We start from the raw sequence: 17189 nt of genomic DNA, 5'->3' as shown, positions 1-17189 counted from the left end.
AGCCCTAAATGAAATAAGATAAACCAATACCCATGGCGAACAGCACAGCAACACCACCTAGAGTTGCCGCTATACGCCACATACCAGAACGACTATGCGTGGTGTTCTTCGGTGTATGGATTGTTTCAGGTAATGCTTCTTGCGCAGCCTGAGTGATTAATTTTTTACTCACTTGGTTAACCTGAGCAGAGTATGCGCCAAGCAATGCGCGCTCACACAATAAATTAATCAATCGCGGAATTCCGCCTGTGAGTTGATGGATATGTTTAATGGCCGCGTTATCAAAGAGTATTTGTCGGCCCCCTGCTACTTTTAAGCGGTGCTTGATGTAAGCGTCTACCTGAGCCACCGTCAATGGCAACAAATGATAACGAGCGGTAATGCGCTGCGCTAATTGCCGCAGTTCATTGCGCCTAAGGAGTGCTTGCAGCTCTGGTTGCCCAACAAGAATAATTTGCAGTAGCTTTTTGTGATTCGTTTCAAGGTTGGTAAGCAGTCGCAGTTGCTCCAATACCTGAGGAGCTAGATGCTGCGCCTCATCGATGATAAGCATAGTATGTAGGCCACTTTCGTGGTTACTCAACAAGCGCTGCTTAATTCGATCGGTCAGCGTTTTCAAGGTCGCTTTTTCATCGTCATACTCAATCTCTAGCTCATCACAAATACTTGCTAATAGCTCAAGTTCAGAGAGGGTTGGGTTTAAAATGAATGCCACCTGCGTTGAATCTGGTACTTGCTCGAGCATACAGCGGGTAATGGTCGTTTTACCGGTGCCCACCTCCCCCGTTAACAGCACAAAACCGCCAGAGTCGCCCAAGCCATGAGTTAGGTGTGCTAGCGCCTCTTTGTGGCGCTCGCTGAGATATAGATATTCTGGGTTTGGCGCTATCGAAAACGGCTTTTCACTTAAGCCAAAGTATTCTAGATACACAAACAGGTCCTTAGCATGTGCCAATCCACTGCGCTTTAGTGCGTGGTTTTATCAGCGACATAGATAATAAGTTTTTCTCACACCTATAATGACAAAAAAACCGCGATGAGAAAACTCTGATACAATCGCCATCAGAGCGAGAGTGTAAGCAAGGAGAAACGGATGCACATTTATTTGGTCGGTGGTGCTGTACGAGACCAACTATTAGGCAGAGAAATCAAAGAGCGCGACTATGTGGTTGTCGGTGCAACAATTGCGCAAATGCAGCAACTTGGTTACACCCAAGTAGGCAAAGATTTCCCTGTGTTTTTGCATCCGCAGAGCAAAGATGAGCATGCTTTAGCGCGTACAGAACGTAAGCAGGGCCAAGGTTACACTGGCTTTATTTGCGACTTTAACCCAAACATTACCTTAGAACAGGATCTCGAGCGCCGAGATTTAACCGTTAATGCCATCGCCCAAGATGAGCAAGGTAAGCTCATTGACCCATTCAACGGCCAAACTGATTTAAACAACCGTATTTTACGTCATGTAAGCCATGCATTTAGTGAAGATCCACTGCGTGTGCTGCGTGTTGCTCGCTTTCGCGCTCGCTACCATGAGCTTGGCTTTAGCATTGCCGATGAAACCCTCGCGCTAATGAAAGACATTGCTCACAGCGGTGAGCTTGAGGCACTGACTCCCGAGCGAGTGTGGATGGAGTGGCACAAAGCGCTAAGCGATGGCCATATCGATGTATTCATCGATATTCTGGCTCAATGTGATGCCCTTAAGGTGATATCACACCAACTCGATGCTGCATGGAGTAATAATAAAACCACCGTGAGCGCACAAATTGCCTACGCCCGCCAGCATAACGGCTGCGAGGAATGTCAGTTCGCGCAAGTCATGCAACTGCTAGATGAACAAGCTCGACAGGAATTTTACAGTCACTACCGTCTACCTAAAACCTTCAGTGATCTCAGTGAGATGTTAGCCACTCATAGCAATACCTTAAGCGCGAAGACATACACTGCATCACAGTTAGCGCACATGTTTAATCAGTTGGATATTTGGCGCAGACCACAACGACTGCATGATTTAGTCAGTGCATATCAATGCGCCACCCAAGGCCAATTTAAAGGCGAGCCGGTCATACTCAAAGCGGCGATAGCAGCGCAACAGGTCAATGCACAAACATACATACAACAAGGTGTGGTTGGTGCAAAAATCAAAGACGCCCTAGCACAAGGGCGACTAGATGCCATTGCCCATGCCCTATCATTGAGCTAAACGACACCGCCTTTGGGCTCACAACACCGTGTGTACTACACGGTGTGTTTTTCACAGAAATGGTTTGGCTATTGATACAGCAGAAACGCCAACAGGCCAAAGCCCAATGCCAAGCGATAAATAACAAATGGCAGCATGCCCATGCGCTCAATAAACTTGAGGAACAAGAAGATGCATGAGTAGGCAGCAATAAACGATAAACCTGCGCCCAAAATCAGCGCTTGCCAATCAACCGCTTGCTCGCCTGTTGCCAACTGAATCGTCTTAATAAGACCCATGCCGCCAATAACAGGAATTGATAGCAAGAATGAAAAGCGTGCAGCGCTTTCTTTGGTTAACCCTAAAAACAAACCTGCAGTCATGGTTATGCCCGAGCGTGATGTCCCGGGGATAAGCGCGATGGCTTGAGCACAGCCAATAATCAACGCGCTTTTCCAATTAAGCTGATAAATGTTACGTACTTCTTTGGCCTTGATGTCTGCCCACCACAGCACTAAACCAAAGAAAATAGTGGTAATAGCAATCACTATGGCAGCGCGTAAATGCTGCTCGATAAAGCCTTCAAATAATTGTCCAGCAAGACCCGCGGGGATTGTCGCTAGCAAAATGTACCAACCGAGCTTGCTGTCATCAGTGGCCCCTTGCGAACCAAACGACTTAAACCACGCCACCAAAATTTCGCCGATTTCTTTGCGAAAGTAGATCATTACTGCCAGTAAGGATCCTACGTGAACAGCTACATCAAAGGCTAAACCTTGGTCATCCCATCCCAAAAGTTGAGAAGGTAATATCAGGTGTGCAGAGCTAGAAATAGGTAAGAATTCTGTCAGTCCTTGAATCAAAGCCAGTACAACAATAGCTAGAATACTCATTCGATAGTGACCTTCCATAGGTTTTGTTTTGATTTGTCATAGTCATGCCACAACTGACTGATTGTGGTCTTTTCTACGGGGTGATAAAAATCTGGCGCGATCTCAAACAATGGCCAAAGCACAAAGGCGTTTTTCGTGATTTCATCACGGGGAATTTGCGCAGGAGCCTCACAAATAATGTCGTCATAAAACAGCAAGTCCAAATCTAATGTGCGCGGACTGAACTTTTTATCATTAGGCGTTCGGCCATTATCACGCTCGATTTGTTTGAGGAGCTGACACACACTTTGCAAACTTAATTCAGTGTCTGCACCTGCAACTGAGTTATAAAAATTACTACCGTTAAAGCCAACGGCTTCACTTTCAAACACACTTGAGTGCACCAAGGTACCAAAATGCTGCTCAAGCGCCGCGAGACCATTAAGGAGGTTCTCACGTTTGTTGATATTCGAACCAAGGCTGATATAAATACGGGCCATAACTACTTCTTGCTGCGCACTATTTTCACACCAACGGTTTGCGCCGCAGGCACAGCGGCAGGTTTACTTACCTTTATGCTGACACGTTCGGTATTAAATTCTGTCAAAATCAGTTCTGCTAATTGCTCAACCAAGGTTTCTAACAATTCCACTGGTTTTGCTAGGCAATGCTCTGTCACTCGTTGACTGACTACTGCGTAGTCAATGGTATGGGCAAGGTTGTCACTTTGGGCCGCTTTTGCTAAATCACAATCCATCTCGATATCGAAATAAAGGCTTTGTTTACTTTCTTTCTCAAAGTCGTACACTCCTATTATGGTGTCGACGCGAAGCTGTGATATGTAGATTGTGTCCATTTTTGGCTCCAATAGCAGCTGGTCGGATACCCAAAAGGGATTAAACTCAGTACCCTGACGCCGCGTATAATTTTGGGCGTCTACCAACATCGGGGCGAGTGCAAGTGCAACTGCGCGAACTAATTTATGAGCGGCGATAATAGCTCAAATCGTGCAATTAAAAAATAAGGATGACAGTGTTAGCAGCGTTAATGTGCTTTTTTGCTTACCTTTTGGGGTCAGTTTCCTCAGCAGTGTTGATCTGCCATCTGTTTGCGCTTCCCGATCCTCGCCAAGCGGGTTCAAAAAACCCAGGGGCGACGAATGTTCTTCGTTTAGGCGGTAAGTTTCCTGCCACCTTAGTCTTGGTGTTCGATATTCTCAAAGGCACCATTCCCGTGTGGGGCGCTTACTTCCTTGGCATCGATCCCATTCACTTAGGCTTGGTTGCTGTAGCAGCCTGTTTAGGTCACATTTATCCGTTATTCTTCGGTTTCAAAGGCGGTAAAGCGGTAGCTACTGCGTTTGGCGCCTTATTGCCTATTGGTCTATCGTTGGGTGGATTACTCATCGTCACCTGGGGTGCAGTCGTTGCCCTGACGCGCTACTCATCACTTGCGGCGCTGGTAACGGTATCTCTAGCGCCAGTTTACACATGGCTTATTAAACCTGTTTATACCTTACCTGTGACCTTTTTGACGGTGTTAATCATCTTTCGACATCGTGGCAATATCGTCAGACTACTCAAAGGAACTGAGCCCAAGGTAGGAAAGAAGAACGAAGGTGCGGCGTCTGATGAGAACACTGACGCCGCCAAAGAAGATTAACGAATACTTGGCAGCGTATCGATAGGCCAACGCGGCTGAACGCGCGTATCCATCGTCGCGGTTTGCCCAGCCTTCAAACGCTGCATACCCGCATACGCTATCATTGCGCCATTGTCTGTACAAAACGCTGGACGTGGGTAAAACACCTCGCCTTTCATACCCTGCATCATTTTCTCAAGCTGTTCACGCAAATACGTATTCGCACTCACGCCGCCGGCAATCACCAAACGCTTAATACCGGTTTCTTTAAGCGCTCGCTTACACTTAATCGCTAGCGTATCAATAACCGCAGTTTGAAAAGCATGGGCTATATCCGCTTTCGTTTGCTCGTCATCCCCTTCGCTGCGAATAGTGTTGGCAGCAAAGGTTTTCAAACCACTGAAGCTAAAATCCAAACCTGGACGATCCGTCATAGGTCGCGGAAACTTATATTTATTAGGTGTGCCTTGCTCAGCCAATTTCGCCAGTAACGGGCCGCCTGGGTAATCTAGCCCTAGCAGCTTAGCTGTTTTATCAAATGCTTCACCTGCGGCATCATCCACTGACTCGCCAAGTACTTCATATTCTCCAATGCCGCTCACTTTAACTAGCAGGGTGTGTCCCCCCGATACCAGCAAAGCAACAAATGGAAACTCGGGAACCTTGTCCTCAAGCATTGGCGCAAGTAAATGCCCTTCCATATGGTGCACAGCAACGGTGGGTAACTTCCATCCGTAAGCAAGCGATCGTGCGATCGACGATCCTACCAAAAGCGCTCCAACCAAACCGGGACCTGCGGTGTAAGCAACACCATCGAGATCCTCAGGCCCACAATTAGCCTCTGCAAACGCCGCTTCAATTAAAGGCAGAGTTTTACGAACATGATCTCGAGATGCCAGCTCAGGTACGACACCGCCGTAATCTGCGTGCATCTTTACTTGGCTATATAACTGATGAGCCAACAAGCCTTGTTCGTCATCATAAATGGCGATCCCTGTTTCATCACAGGATGATTCAATCCCCAAAATGCGCAATGTGTGTCTCCTTTGAGAGCGGTGGAACGGCTAAGACGGCGTATTTTACTCGCTTAAGGCAAATTTACCAGTATTGTGATATTTATTCTTTACAGGTGGGGGTAAGTCGGATTACAATGCCGCACCATTTTTGAACCACATGATCATTATTTGATCGAATGAGTGCAGCTCATTAAGTTAGGTAGGTGAAATTTTAATGCCAGTAATTAAAGTAAGAGAAAACGAGCCGTTTGACGTAGCTCTACGCCGCTTCAAGCGTTCATGTGAAAAAGCAGGTATCCTTTCAGAAGTTCGTCGTCGCGAGCACTATGAAAAGCCAACTGCAGCGCGTAAGCGTAAAAAAGCAGCTGCTGTTAAGCGTCACATGAAGAAAGTTTCTCGCGATAACGCACGTCGCGTTAAACTTTACTAATCACTTTCAGGTCTTGCATTAATGAGTCTATTAGATTCCTTAAAAGACGCTCAGAAAGACGCAATGCGTGCCAAGGACAAAATGCGCCTTGGTGCGATTCGCTCAGTACTTGCTGCAGTTAAGCAGCGTGAGATTGACGAGCAGATCACGTTAGACGACGCCGCTATTACTTCGGTTGTTGTTAAACTAGTGAAGCAACGCCGCGACTCTTATACACAGTATAAAGACGCCGGTCGTGACGATCTTGCGGATGTTGAAGCAGCCGAGATGACTGTTCTAGAAGAGTTTCTTCCTAAGCAGTTGAGCGAAGAGGAAATCAGTCAAATGATTGATAAAGCCATTGCCGATACGGGTGCTCAAGGCATGCAAGATATGGGTAAAGTGATGGGCGTAATTAAGAGTCAAGCTGAAGGTCGTGCCGATATGGGCAAGTTATCCGGCCTTATTAAACAGCGTCTTAACGCCTAAAGTCGCGAAAGCACATTCAAGCAAACCGAGCCTAGGCTCGGTTTCTTCATTTCTGGGCACAGGTGAATGTCATGACATTACCCACAAAGCGCCCACATTAGCATTAAAATAATTCTCCAAGGGTCCAAGTTAAAAACTCCTTTTATCTCGACGCTTGATATAATACTCTGGTTCTCTATCGTACTTAGGTGTTGGAAATGGCAGGTAAGATCCCCCGACAATTTATCGATGATCTTTTAGCGCGCACTGATATTGTCGAACTCATCGACTCGCGTGTAAACCTTAAAAAAGCGGGTAAAGATTACCAAGCATGTTGTCCATTCCACAACGAAAAGACACCTTCTTTCACCGTTTCTCAAGACAAACAGTTTTACCACTGCTTTGGTTGTGGTGCGAACGGTAACGCCATTAGTTTTGTGATGGATTACGACAAACTCGATTTTGTCGATGCCATTGAAGAGCTCGCCAGCTTGCTGCATTTAGAAGTTCCTAAAGAGCAAGGTAATCATAATTCAAATAACCCACCGGTGAGCCAAGAGCAAAAACGCTCAGATTACGAGTTAATGGAACAAACAGCGCGTTATTATCAACAGCAACTGCGCCATCATGCCAATGCACAGCTCGTTATTGATTACCTCAAAGGCCGAGGTTTAAGTGGGCAAACCGTAAAAGACTTTGGTATTGGCTATGCGCCTAGCGAATGGGAAGCACTGTGCCAAACACTGGGTAAAAACCCAAAACAAAAACAACAGCTCATTGAATTAAAGTTGGCAACACAAAAAGACAATGGCCGCACCTTTGACTTTTTCCGCGATCGTTTGATGTTCCCTATTCGCGATCGTCGTGGTCGTGTTATTGCCTTTGGTGGGCGCATCATGGGTCAAGATGATAACGGTCCGAAGTATTTAAACTCGCCTGAAACACGCATTTTCCACAAAGGCTTCGAACTGTATGGTTTTTACGAAGCCAAACAAGCACACAAAAAGCTTGATCAACTGCTCATTGTTGAAGGCTATATGGACGTTGTCGCCCTCGCCGAGCATGACATTCGTTATGCAGTAGCGGCACTCGGCACAGCAACGACCACAGAGCACATGCAAATGTTGTTAAGGGCAACAGATAAAGTCATCTGTTGCTACGATGGTGACCGCGCTGGTCGCGATGCTGCATGGCGCGCGCTAGAAAATGCCCTGCCTCACCTCAAAGATGGCAAGGCACTGAAGTTTGTGTTTCTCCCTGACGGTGAAGACCCAGACTCACTGGTACAACAAGAAGGTAAAGCTGCGTTTGAACAACGTCTTAGCGAAGCAAAAGACTTTATTGAAGTGTTCTTTAGTCGCTTAAGTGATGATATTGATCTTACCCAAGATGCAGGTAAAGCCAAACTGCTGAGCTTGGCACTACCTTTAATAGACAAGATCCCCAGCGAGTTCTACCAAGAAAACTTACTCGAACGCTTGGCGCGTTTTATTGGCCGTACCCGCGAACAACTTAATGCAAAATTAAAAACGCCACGCCAACAACACCGCGTTGAGAGTCAATTTAAAATGACCCCAATGCGCACTGCAATCGCACTCATGATTCAGCATCCACCATTAGCAAGCACCGTCGACTATATGCCGGAGCTAGCGGGTCTTGGTTTACCTGGCTTAGAATTATTTTTAAGTATTCAAAAGTATTGTATGGACAACCCCAACGCCCATACTGCACAATTACTGGAGATATATCGGGAACAGCCAGAATATGGTGCCCTGACAAAACTGGCAGCTTGGCCGCATCAGGTAAATGATGATGTTTTGCAAGCGCATTTCCAGCAAACGGTCAAATTTATTGAAGATCAGTGTTTAAATCATCGCCTCGAGTCCCTATTAATAAAAGACAAGACTCAAGGTTTAAGTGTTGAAGAACGGCGTGAATACGCCTTACTAACACAGGCACTTAAAGGCAGTGAAGTGCTCGAAAGCTAGCCAGAAAATTCTCGGTCTGTTATACTACGCTATTCACTGCGTCAAACCGGCTAGGGGCACCCAGCTTAGGTTTTTAAGCTGACGCCTGTTGTATTAATTTATCAGGGTGGAAGAGCAAATCTCTATGGATCCAACTCCTCAGTCACAACTAAAACTTCTGATTCAGAAAGGTAAAGAACAAGGTTATCTGACATTCGCGGAAGTGAATGATCACCTTCCACAAGACATTATTGACTCGGATCAGGTCGAAGATATTATCAGTATGATCAATGACATGGGCATCAAGGTTTGCGAAAGTGCGCCTGATGCTGATGAATTGATGATGGCTGAAACTACCACCGATGAAGATGCCGCAGAAGCTGCTGCAGCAGCACTAGCAACCGTAGAAAAAGAAATCGGTCGTACTACTGACCCAGTGCGCATGTACATGCGTGAAATGGGTACCGTTGAGCTACTTACTCGTGAAGGCGAGATCGATATCGCTAAGCGTATCGAAGAAGGTATCAACCAAGTACAAATTTCCGTTGCAGAATACCCAGAAGCAATCTCACACCTTTTAGAGCAGTGGGATATGTTCGAAGCGGAAGAAATCCGCCTAAGCGACATCATCACTGGCTTTTTCGATCCTAATGAAGAAGAGACACAAATCTCTGCAACTCACGTAGGTTCAGAATTAAGCGGTGACGACCTCGACGACGAAGATGACGACGTTGATGACGACGATGATGACAGCTCAGAAGAAGAAACGGATAACGGTCCTGATCCTGAAGAAGCGCGTATTCACTTCGAAAACCTACGTAACTTGTACAACAACGCACGTGTTATTTTTGAAGAAAAAGGCCGCTCGCACCCAGATGCCAAAGCAGCAATCATCGAAATCGGTGAGTTGTTCCGTACCTTCAAACTAGTACCTAAACAGTTTGATCGCATGGTTAATAACATGCGTGACATGATGGATAAAGTGCGTGTTCAAGAACGCATCATCATGAAGCAATCTGTACAAGTCGCTAAAATGCCGAAGAAAACATTCGTTAAGCACTTTGCTAACAATGAAACTGACGCATCATGGCTTGACGTTGAAATTGCAGCAGGCGCAAGCCACTCAGAAAAACTGGCTGAACTTAAACCAGAGATTGAGCGTTGCATCAACAAACTTAAGCAGATTGAGCAAAGCACAGGTTTATCGATTGAGCGTATTAAAGACATCAACCGCCGTATGAGTATTGGTGAAGCAAAAGCTCGCCGTGCGAAAAAAGAGATGGTTGAAGCGAACTTACGTCTTGTAATCTCAATTGCCAAAAAGTACACCAACCGTGGCCTACAGTTCTTGGACCTAATCCAAGAAGGTAATATTGGTCTGATGAAAGCGGTTGATAAGTTTGAATACCGTCGTGGTTACAAGTTCTCGACTTATGCAACGTGGTGGATCCGTCAGGCTATCACTCGTTCAATCGCTGACCAAGCACGTACTATTCGTATTCCGGTACACATGATTGAAACAATCAACAAGCTAAACCGTATCTCTCGCCAGATGCTTCAAGAAATGGGTCGTGAACCTAATCCTGAAGAATTGGCAGAGCGTATGATGATGCCGGAAGACAAGATCCGTAAAGTACTTAAAATTGCTAAAGAGCCAATCTCAATGGAGACACCAATTGGTGACGACGAAGATTCGCATCTTGGTGATTTTATTGAGGATACAACCATTGAATCGCCGATTGATTCAGCAACAATGGAAAGCCTCAAAGGTGCAACTCACGAAGTACTTGCTGGCTTAACAGCTCGTGAAGCGAAAGTACTGCGTATGCGTTTTGGTATCGATATGAACACCGACCACACCCTAGAGGAAGTGGGTAAGCAGTTCGACGTAACCCGTGAGCGTATTCGTCAGATTGAAGCGAAAGCCCTGCGCAAATTGCGCCACCCTTCGCGTTCAGACTTACTGAAGAGCTTCTTAGACGCCAACAAATAATTAGCGTCTACTTTAAGAATGTCAAAGGCCGCTATTTTAGCGGCCTTTGTGTATCATACCAATCCGCTTAAGGATGTAGATATTTATGTGGGTTGGTATCACTTATCATTATTCGTCCTACATGGGGATTAACATGGCTTGGATTCAAATCCGCATTCGCGCTACCGAAGCAACGGCAGATGCAATCAGTGACCACCTAATGGATGTTGGCTGTCCGTCAGTCACTTTTATGGACACCAAAGACACGCCTATCTTCGAACCACAGCCAGGTGAAATTAGATATTGGGCTGAAACTACAGTGATTGGTTTATTTGAAGCAACTCATGATATGCAAGCTGTGGTTGAGTATTTAAAAGAACAGCCGGAACTTAAAGAGCAGTTTCATTACAAAATAGAACAGCTCGAAGACAAGGATTGGGAACGTGAGTGGATGAAAAACTTCCAACCAATCAAGTTTGGCGAACGCTTATGGATTTGCCCAAGCTGGCTGGATGTACCCGACCCGACAGCCGTCAATGTCATGCTCGACCCAGGCCTTGCCTTTGGTACTGGTACACACGCAACCACCGCTTTGTGCCTACGTTGGCTTGAAAGCTTAGACTTAACCGGCAAAACCGTGGTCGACTTCGGTTGTGGCTCTGGCATCCTAGGCATTGCTGCTATCAAACTAGGCGCTAAACGTGTTATTGGCATCGACATCGATCAACAGGCGCTTGATGCCAGTATCGATAACGCTCAGCGCAATGGTGTGGCCGACCAGCTGGAAGTGTATCTGCCAGAGAATCAACCGAGCTTCGAAGCGGATGTGGTGGTCGCAAATATCTTGGCGCAGCCGCTGCGTGAATTAAACGAAGTGATCATTGGTTTATTGGCCTCAGGTGGTGAACTAGCGCTCTCAGGTGTTCTTGCTGAGCAAGCTGATTCTGTGGCATGTTGCTATGAGCACAAAGTCAGTCTTGAGCCTATCGCTCAAGAAGGTGAATGGGTGCGGATCAATGGGGTTAAAAACTAAACAGCCAAGATCGATACGTCCAGATCACTTTTGTTCATTTTCATTGCAGTGGTGTGCAGCCACTGTAATGCACTTCTCGCACTATTTTTACACTGTTTACGCTCCATCAACACCGCTACACATCAGCCATTTCAAGGGTGTGGTTATTTATTAAACAAAACAACTCACACCTCAGCTTGTTATAAAATGTCAATACAAAAAGTTTAAAAAAAAACCACTTTTGTTCAATTTATAGCCTTTGATTTTCTCTCAAAAAACCGTAAACTTAGCGCCCCTTGAAACGAGGTGAATTGTAACACTGTGCAAATTGGTCCTTACCAGTTAGAAAACAACTTAATGGTTGCTCCGATGGCGGGGATCACTGATCGCCCTTTTCGGCAATTGTGCCGTCGCTTAGGCGCGGGACTCGCAGTTTCAGAAATGTTGTCTTCAAACCCAAAAGTTTGGCAAACCGCCAAATCGATGGGACGTATGGATCACAGTGGTGAATCAGGTATTCGCTCAGTGCAAATTGCCGGCGCTGATCCAGAACTGATGGCACAAGCGGCACAATTTAACGTTTCCAATGGCGCGCAGATCATAGATATAAATATGGGCTGTCCTGCCAAAAAAGTGAATAAAAAGCTCGCAGGCTCTGCTTTATTGCAGTATCCCGACTTAGTCGAGTCCATTGTTAAAGCAGTGGTCGAAGCGGTTGATGTGCCCGTCACATTAAAAATCCGCACCGGCTGGGACACGGACAACCGCAATGGTGTCGAGATTGCAGCTATCGCTGAGCACAATGGTATTCAGTCATTAGCCGTACATGGGCGCACACGTGCATGTATGTACAAAGGCTTTGCTGAATACGACACGATCAGAGCCGTGAAACGCTCAGTGTCAATTCCTGTAGTTGCTAACGGTGACATTACCTCACCGCAAAAAGCACAACAGGTACTAGAGTATACGGGCGCAGATGCCATCATGATTGGACGAGCCGCTCAAGGTCGCCCCTGGATTTTCAGGGAAATTGACCACTATTTAAAAACCGGAGAACTACTTCCACCTCCTAGCATTGAAGAGGTGCGCAGTATCCTGATGGAGCATTTAGTTAATCTTCATCAATTCTACGGTGAGCCCATGGGGCCGCGGATTGCTCGAAAACATGTTGGATGGTATTTGCAAGCTCATGACCAAGAAGGTCAATTTAGGCGAGTATTTAATGCATTAGAAACACCTGAAGCTCAGGTTGATGCACTAAATGAATACTTTGAAACTTATTGCTAATCCAGAAAGAAAGAGACATATAAAGATGTTTGAACAAAATGTGACTTCTCCTTTTATTACTAACGCTCACGTTCAGTCACAAGAGAAACCACAGCCTCTTCGCGACGCTGTTAAAAAAGCTGTTCACCACTACTTAAAGCAGCTTAACGGCCAGGATGTACAAGACGTTTATGACCTTGTTCTTTCTGAGCTAGAAGCGCCACTTCTAGAAGAAGTAATGACGTATACTCGCGGTAACCAAACCCGTGCAGCAATCTTACTAGGTATCAACCGTGGTACTCTTCGTAAGAAGCTTAAAAAGTACGGCATGAACTAATTTAATCGCAGCCTCGCGCTGCACCTAAAAGCACCCTCGGGTGCTTTTTTATTTTCACCCACACGTGAAAATTATGCCATTGGCATAGGGTGTTCTAACACCGCAACATTGTTTAAAATAGGGTTTCTAAGCAAACTCCTTGTCTAACCCCAAGGTATCGAGCACGGATTAAGCCGGTTTGAGCCTAAGACAAGATTATCTACGCAACTGAGGTAACAAAAACTACCATGGATACACATCGTCCAATTCGTCGCGCTCTACTAAGCGTATCTGACAAAACGGGTATCGTTGATTTCGCTCGCGAGCTTGCAGCTCACGGCGTTGAAATTCTTTCTACCGGTGGCACTTGCAAACTACTTGCAGACAACGGCATCAAGGTAACGGAAGTATCTGATCATACAGGTCACCCAGAAATCATGGATGGTCGTGTAAAAACGCTCCACCCGAAAATCCACGGCGGTATTTTAGCGCGTCGCGGTCAAGATGAAGGCGTGATGAGTGAAAACAACATCGACGCAATCGACATGGTAGTTGTAAACCTGTATCCATTCGCGCAAACAGTCGCCAAAGAAGGCTGTACGCTTGAAGATGCAATCGAGAACATCGATATCGGTGGTCCGACTATGGTTCGTGCTGCAGCGAAAAACCACAAAGACGTGACGATTGTAGTCAATGCAAGCGACTACGGCCGCGTTGTTGCTGAAATGAAAGCGAATGACGGCTCAACAACTCACGCTACACGCTTCGATTTAGCGATTGCTGCTTTTGAGCACACAGCACAGTACGACGGCATGATTGCAAATTACTTCGGTAAAATGGTGCCTGATTACACTGAAGAAGCCGCGGTTGAAAGCAAATTCCCGCGCACTATCAACATGCAATTCACGAAAAAACAAGATATGCGCTACGGTGAAAACTCGCACCAAGACGCAGCATTCTATGTTGAAAACGACATCGAAGAAGCATCAGTTGCAACGGCAAAACAAATCCAAGGTAAAGCCCTTTCATACAACAACATTGCTGACACTGACGCAGCACTTGAGTGTGTTAAAGAGTTTGACGCGCCAGCCTGTGTGATCGTGAAACACGCTAACCCGTGTGGTGTATCTGTAGGTGAGAATATTCTTGAAGCATACGACCGCGCATTCAAAACTGACCCTACATCAGCATTTGGTGGCATCATTGCCTTCAACCGTGAGCTTGATGCAGACACAGCTGAAGCTATCATCGCGCGTCAATTCGTAGAAGTAATCATTGCACCAAGCATCAGTGAAGAAGCTGCGCAAATCGTTTCTGCGAAACAGAACGTACGCCTACTTGAGTGTGGTCAATGGCAAGCGAAAACAACGGGTGTTGATATCAAGCGTGTGAATGGCGGTATCTTAGTACAAGATCGCGACCAAGGCATGGTAGAGATGGGCGATTTAACCGTTGTTTCAAAGCGTCAGCCTACAGAGCAAGAACTTAAAGACCTAATGTTCTGCTGGAAGGTCGCTAAGTTTGTTAAATCAAACGCCATCGTTTACGCAAAAGACGGTATGACCATTGGTGTGGGCGCTGGCCAAATGAGCCGCGTATACTCTGCGAAAATCGCAGGTATTAAAGCAGCAGACGAAAACCTAGAAGTGAAAGGTTCAGTTATGGCATCGGATGCATTCTTCCCGTTCCGTGACGGTATCGATGCAGCTGCGCAAGCGGGTATCACTGCGGTTATCCAACCGGGCGGTTCAATGCGTGATGAAGAAGTCATTGCAGCAGCTGACGAAGCCGGCATGGCCATGGTCTTCACCGGTATGCGCCACTTCCGCCACTAAAAACAAAGCGCCAGTGCATGTATGCTCTGGCGCATTTTCATAGACTAATCAAATCATTCTGCTATGTTGTGTTTGCACATAAAAACTACACAAGGATTCGATTATGAAATTTAGCTTAAAAACATTAGTTGCAGCGAGCCTTGCTGTGTCATTGAATGCATGCGCGGCGACCTCGGTAACTGAAATGCTCACTGAAGCAACCCAAAACGAGTTGCGCAGCGAGCAAGCTCAAGCTAGAGATCAGTATCGTCACCCAGTGCAAACCCTTGAGTTCTTTGGTATTACTCCGCAAATGACGGTGGTAGAGATCTCTCCTGGTGGCGGTTGGTACACAGATATTCTTGCACCATTACTCAAAGGTGAAGGTGTCTTATACGCAGCCCACTTTCCTGCTGATTCGCAGGTGAAGTACTACCAAAACTCTTTGGCAAAGTTCAAAGATAAAATCGCCAACACCAAAGAGTACTCAGAGATCCGCCTGACTGAGTTTTACCCAGGCACACATCACAGCATCGCCCCTGAAGGCAGCGCTGACATGGTGCTGACGTTCAGAAACCTGCACAACTGGTACATGAACGCAGACGAGCAAGGTGTTAAAGATGCTATGCGCGCATTCTACACAGCACTTAAGCCTGGTGGCGTACTCGGTATTGTCGATCACCGTTTACCTGAATCACGCGATGCAGCGAAAGCAAAACGTTCAGGTTATGTGAAAGAGAGTTGGGTGATTGCGCTTGCACAAGAAGCTGGATTTGAATTAGCAGATAAAAGTGAAATCAATGCGAATCCAAAAGATTTCGCCGACCACCCTAAAGGCGTGTGGACTTTACCACCTAGCCTGAGTTTGGGTGATGAAGATCGCGCAAAATATGAAGCGATCGGCGAAAGTGACCGGATGACGCTGAAATTCATCAAACCGCAATAGGATTTATAAGCCCATGAATGTACTTGTCATCGGCAGTGGCGGCCGCGAACACGCTTTAGCGTTCAAAGCCGCTCAATCAAGCAAAGTAGAGAAAGTATTTGTAGCACCGGGTAATGCTGGTACTGCACTTGAGCCAAAATTAGAAAATGTGAACATCGGCGTTGAAGACATCGATGCGCTTATCGCGTTTGCGAAAGAGAATCAGGTTGAATTGACCATCGTTGGCCCTGAAGCACCGCTTGTTATTGGTGTGGTTGATGCCTTCCGCGAACAAGGTTTAGCTATTTTTGGCCCAACGCAAGGTGCGGCGCAGCTAGAAGGCTCAAAGTCATTCACGAAAGACTTCTTAGCACGTCACAACATTCCAACTGCGTTTTACAAAACCTTTGAACAAATCGAGCCAGCACTTGCGTACATCAAAGAGCAAGGTGCACCGATTGTTGTTAAAGCCGACGGCTTAGCTGCAGGTAAAGGCGTTATTGTCGCCATGACCGAAGCCGAAGCCGAAGAAGCGGTCCGTGACATGCTTGCAGGCAATGCTTTTGGTGAAGCTGGTAGCCGTGTTGTAATCGAAGAGTTTCTCGAAGGCGAAGAAGCATCGTTTATCGTAATGGTTGACGGTAAAAACGTCTTACCATTTGCCACCAGCCAAGACCACAAGCGTGCTTATAATGGCGATCAAGGTCCAAATACTGGCGGTATGGGTGCATACTCTCCTGCACCAGTCGTTACTCCAGACATTCATAATCGCATTATGAATGAAGTCATTAACCCAACGGTTGCGGGTATGGCTAGCGAAGGTCACCCTTACACAGGTTTCCTTTACGCTGGTTTGATGATTGCAGCTGATGGCACACCTAAAGTGATCGAGTACAACTGCCGCTTTGGTGACCCTGAAACACAGCCTATTATGTTGCGTTTACAATCAGACCTTGTAGAGCTGATTGAAGCCGCTAACCGTGAAGAACTAGATAAAACTGACATCCAGTTTGATTCACGCGCTGCGGTAGGTGTTGTACTAGCAGCAAAAGGCTACCCGGGCTCTTACCCTAAAGGTGATGCTATTTCAGGTTTGCGTGTTCAATACGCAGAAGGCGAGAAAGTATTCCATGCAGGCACGAAGCAAGACGGTGACAACGTGGTGACTGCTGGCGGACGCGTACTGTGTGCAACTGCTTTGGGTGAAACGGTGACTGCAGCTCAGCAACGCGCCTACGAGCTTGTTAAAGAAATTAGCTGGGACGGTGTTGAGTACCGCACTGACATCGCTTATCGCGCAATTGCACGCGAAAGCTAAGTCTCAGTGAG

The 17189-nt window shown here is 46.4% G+C and carries 17 protein-coding genes; 12 read left to right on the top strand and 5 right to left on the bottom strand.

Going from position 1 to position 17189, the window contains the following annotated elements:
* Positions 1 to 4: 4 nt before the first annotated feature.
* Entirely contained in the window at positions 5 to 931 is a 927-nt protein-coding gene (locus AAEU32_RS08035; RefSeq protein ID WP_421970007.1) for an ExeA family protein, read from the bottom strand.
* Between the two features lie 162 nt (positions 932 to 1093).
* Between AAEU32_RS08035 and AAEU32_RS08030 the strand changes: the two genes are divergently transcribed.
* Positions 1094 to 2203 carry a tRNA nucleotidyltransferase/poly(A) polymerase-related protein gene (locus AAEU32_RS08030; protein ID WP_421970006.1) on the top strand — a complete coding sequence of 370 codons (1110 nt, stop codon included), beginning with the start codon at positions 1094 to 1096 and terminating at the stop codon, positions 2201 to 2203.
* Between the two features lie 68 nt (positions 2204 to 2271).
* Here the strand turns inward: AAEU32_RS08030 and AAEU32_RS08025 are convergent, their stop codons facing one another.
* The 3 genes from AAEU32_RS08025 to folB are packed head-to-tail and all read right to left on the bottom strand — an operon-like array spanning position 2272 to position 3910.
* Positions 2272 to 3075: an undecaprenyl-diphosphate phosphatase gene (locus AAEU32_RS08025; RefSeq protein ID WP_421970005.1), complete on the bottom strand. Its 804-nt coding sequence runs from the start codon at positions 3073 to 3075 to the stop codon at positions 2272 to 2274.
* Positions 3072 to 3554, bottom strand: a complete 483-nt coding sequence (gene folK, locus AAEU32_RS08020; RefSeq protein ID WP_421970004.1) for a 2-amino-4-hydroxy-6-hydroxymethyldihydropteridine diphosphokinase — start codon at positions 3552 to 3554, stop codon at positions 3072 to 3074. Before folK ends, AAEU32_RS08025 begins: the two co-directional genes overlap by 4 nt.
* Before the next feature lie 2 nt (positions 3555 to 3556).
* Positions 3557 to 3910 carry a dihydroneopterin aldolase gene (folB, locus tag AAEU32_RS08015; RefSeq protein WP_421970003.1) on the bottom strand — a complete coding sequence of 118 codons (354 nt, stop codon included), beginning with the start codon at positions 3908 to 3910 and terminating at the stop codon, positions 3557 to 3559.
* A gap of 176 nt (positions 3911 to 4086) precedes the next feature.
* Here folB and plsY point away from each other — a divergent pair, with 176 nt between their 5' ends.
* Positions 4087 to 4716 carry a glycerol-3-phosphate 1-O-acyltransferase PlsY gene (plsY, locus tag AAEU32_RS08010; protein WP_421970098.1) on the top strand — a complete coding sequence of 210 codons (630 nt, stop codon included), beginning with the start codon at positions 4087 to 4089 and terminating at the stop codon, positions 4714 to 4716.
* Here plsY and tsaD read toward each other — a convergent pair.
* Positions 4713 to 5729 carry a tRNA (adenosine(37)-N6)-threonylcarbamoyltransferase complex transferase subunit TsaD gene (gene tsaD, locus AAEU32_RS08005; protein WP_421970002.1) on the bottom strand — a complete coding sequence of 339 codons (1017 nt, stop codon included), beginning with the start codon at positions 5727 to 5729 and terminating at the stop codon, positions 4713 to 4715. The two genes, plsY and tsaD, sit on opposite strands and share 4 nt — an antisense overlap.
* Positions 5730 to 5925: 196 nt before the next feature.
* On the opposite strand from tsaD, the gene rpsU reads away from it, so the two are divergent.
* The 10 genes from rpsU (at position 5926) to purD (ending at position 17178) form a co-directional block, all read left to right on the top strand.
* Positions 5926 to 6141 (top strand): 30S ribosomal protein S21, encoded by a 216-nt coding sequence (gene rpsU, locus AAEU32_RS08000; RefSeq protein ID WP_421970001.1) that lies wholly within the window; start codon positions 5926 to 5928, stop codon positions 6139 to 6141.
* 21 nt (positions 6142 to 6162) lie between these two features.
* Positions 6163 to 6609 carry a GatB/YqeY domain-containing protein gene (locus AAEU32_RS07995; protein ID WP_421970000.1) on the top strand — a complete coding sequence of 149 codons (447 nt, stop codon included), beginning with the start codon at positions 6163 to 6165 and terminating at the stop codon, positions 6607 to 6609.
* A 197-nt stretch (positions 6610 to 6806) separates the two neighbouring features.
* Entirely contained in the window at positions 6807 to 8576 is a 1770-nt protein-coding gene (gene dnaG, locus AAEU32_RS07990; RefSeq protein WP_421969999.1) for a DNA primase, read from the top strand.
* Between the two features lie 124 nt (positions 8577 to 8700).
* A complete protein-coding gene (rpoD, locus tag AAEU32_RS07985; RefSeq protein ID WP_421969998.1) occupies positions 8701 to 10548 on the top strand; it encodes an RNA polymerase sigma factor RpoD in 1848 nt (615 codons plus the stop codon).
* A gap of 133 nt (positions 10549 to 10681) precedes the next feature.
* Entirely contained in the window at positions 10682 to 11560 is an 879-nt protein-coding gene (gene prmA, locus AAEU32_RS07980) for a 50S ribosomal protein L11 methyltransferase (RefSeq protein WP_421969997.1), read from the top strand.
* 300 nt (positions 11561 to 11860) lie between these two features.
* Positions 11861 to 12826 (top strand): tRNA dihydrouridine synthase DusB, encoded by a 966-nt coding sequence (dusB, locus tag AAEU32_RS07975; RefSeq protein WP_421970097.1) that lies wholly within the window; start codon positions 11861 to 11863, stop codon positions 12824 to 12826.
* Between the two features lie 25 nt (positions 12827 to 12851).
* A complete protein-coding gene (fis, locus tag AAEU32_RS07970) occupies positions 12852 to 13142 on the top strand; it encodes a DNA-binding transcriptional regulator Fis (protein WP_005491017.1) in 291 nt (96 codons plus the stop codon).
* Positions 13143 to 13369: 227 nt separating this feature from the next.
* Positions 13370 to 14956: a bifunctional phosphoribosylaminoimidazolecarboxamide formyltransferase/IMP cyclohydrolase gene (gene purH / locus AAEU32_RS07965; RefSeq protein ID WP_421969996.1), complete on the top strand. Its 1587-nt coding sequence runs from the start codon at positions 13370 to 13372 to the stop codon at positions 14954 to 14956.
* A 103-nt stretch (positions 14957 to 15059) separates the two neighbouring features.
* Positions 15060 to 15881, top strand: coding sequence for a class I SAM-dependent methyltransferase (locus AAEU32_RS07960; protein ID WP_421969995.1), 822 nt, complete (start codon positions 15060 to 15062; stop codon positions 15879 to 15881).
* A 13-nt stretch (positions 15882 to 15894) separates the two neighbouring features.
* On the top strand, positions 15895 to 17178 hold the full coding sequence (gene purD / locus AAEU32_RS07955; protein ID WP_421969994.1) for a phosphoribosylamine--glycine ligase: 1284 nt from the start codon (positions 15895 to 15897) through the stop codon (positions 17176 to 17178).
* Positions 17179 to 17189: the final 11 nt, after the last annotated feature.

Origin of the sequence: Pseudoalteromonas maris (genome assembly GCF_049257235.1) — a bacterium.
Classification (GTDB): domain Bacteria; phylum Pseudomonadota; class Gammaproteobacteria; order Enterobacterales; family Alteromonadaceae; genus Pseudoalteromonas.
The sequence above is the reverse complement of the archived record's forward strand: the minus strand, read 5'-3'. Positions and strand labels throughout refer to the sequence as shown.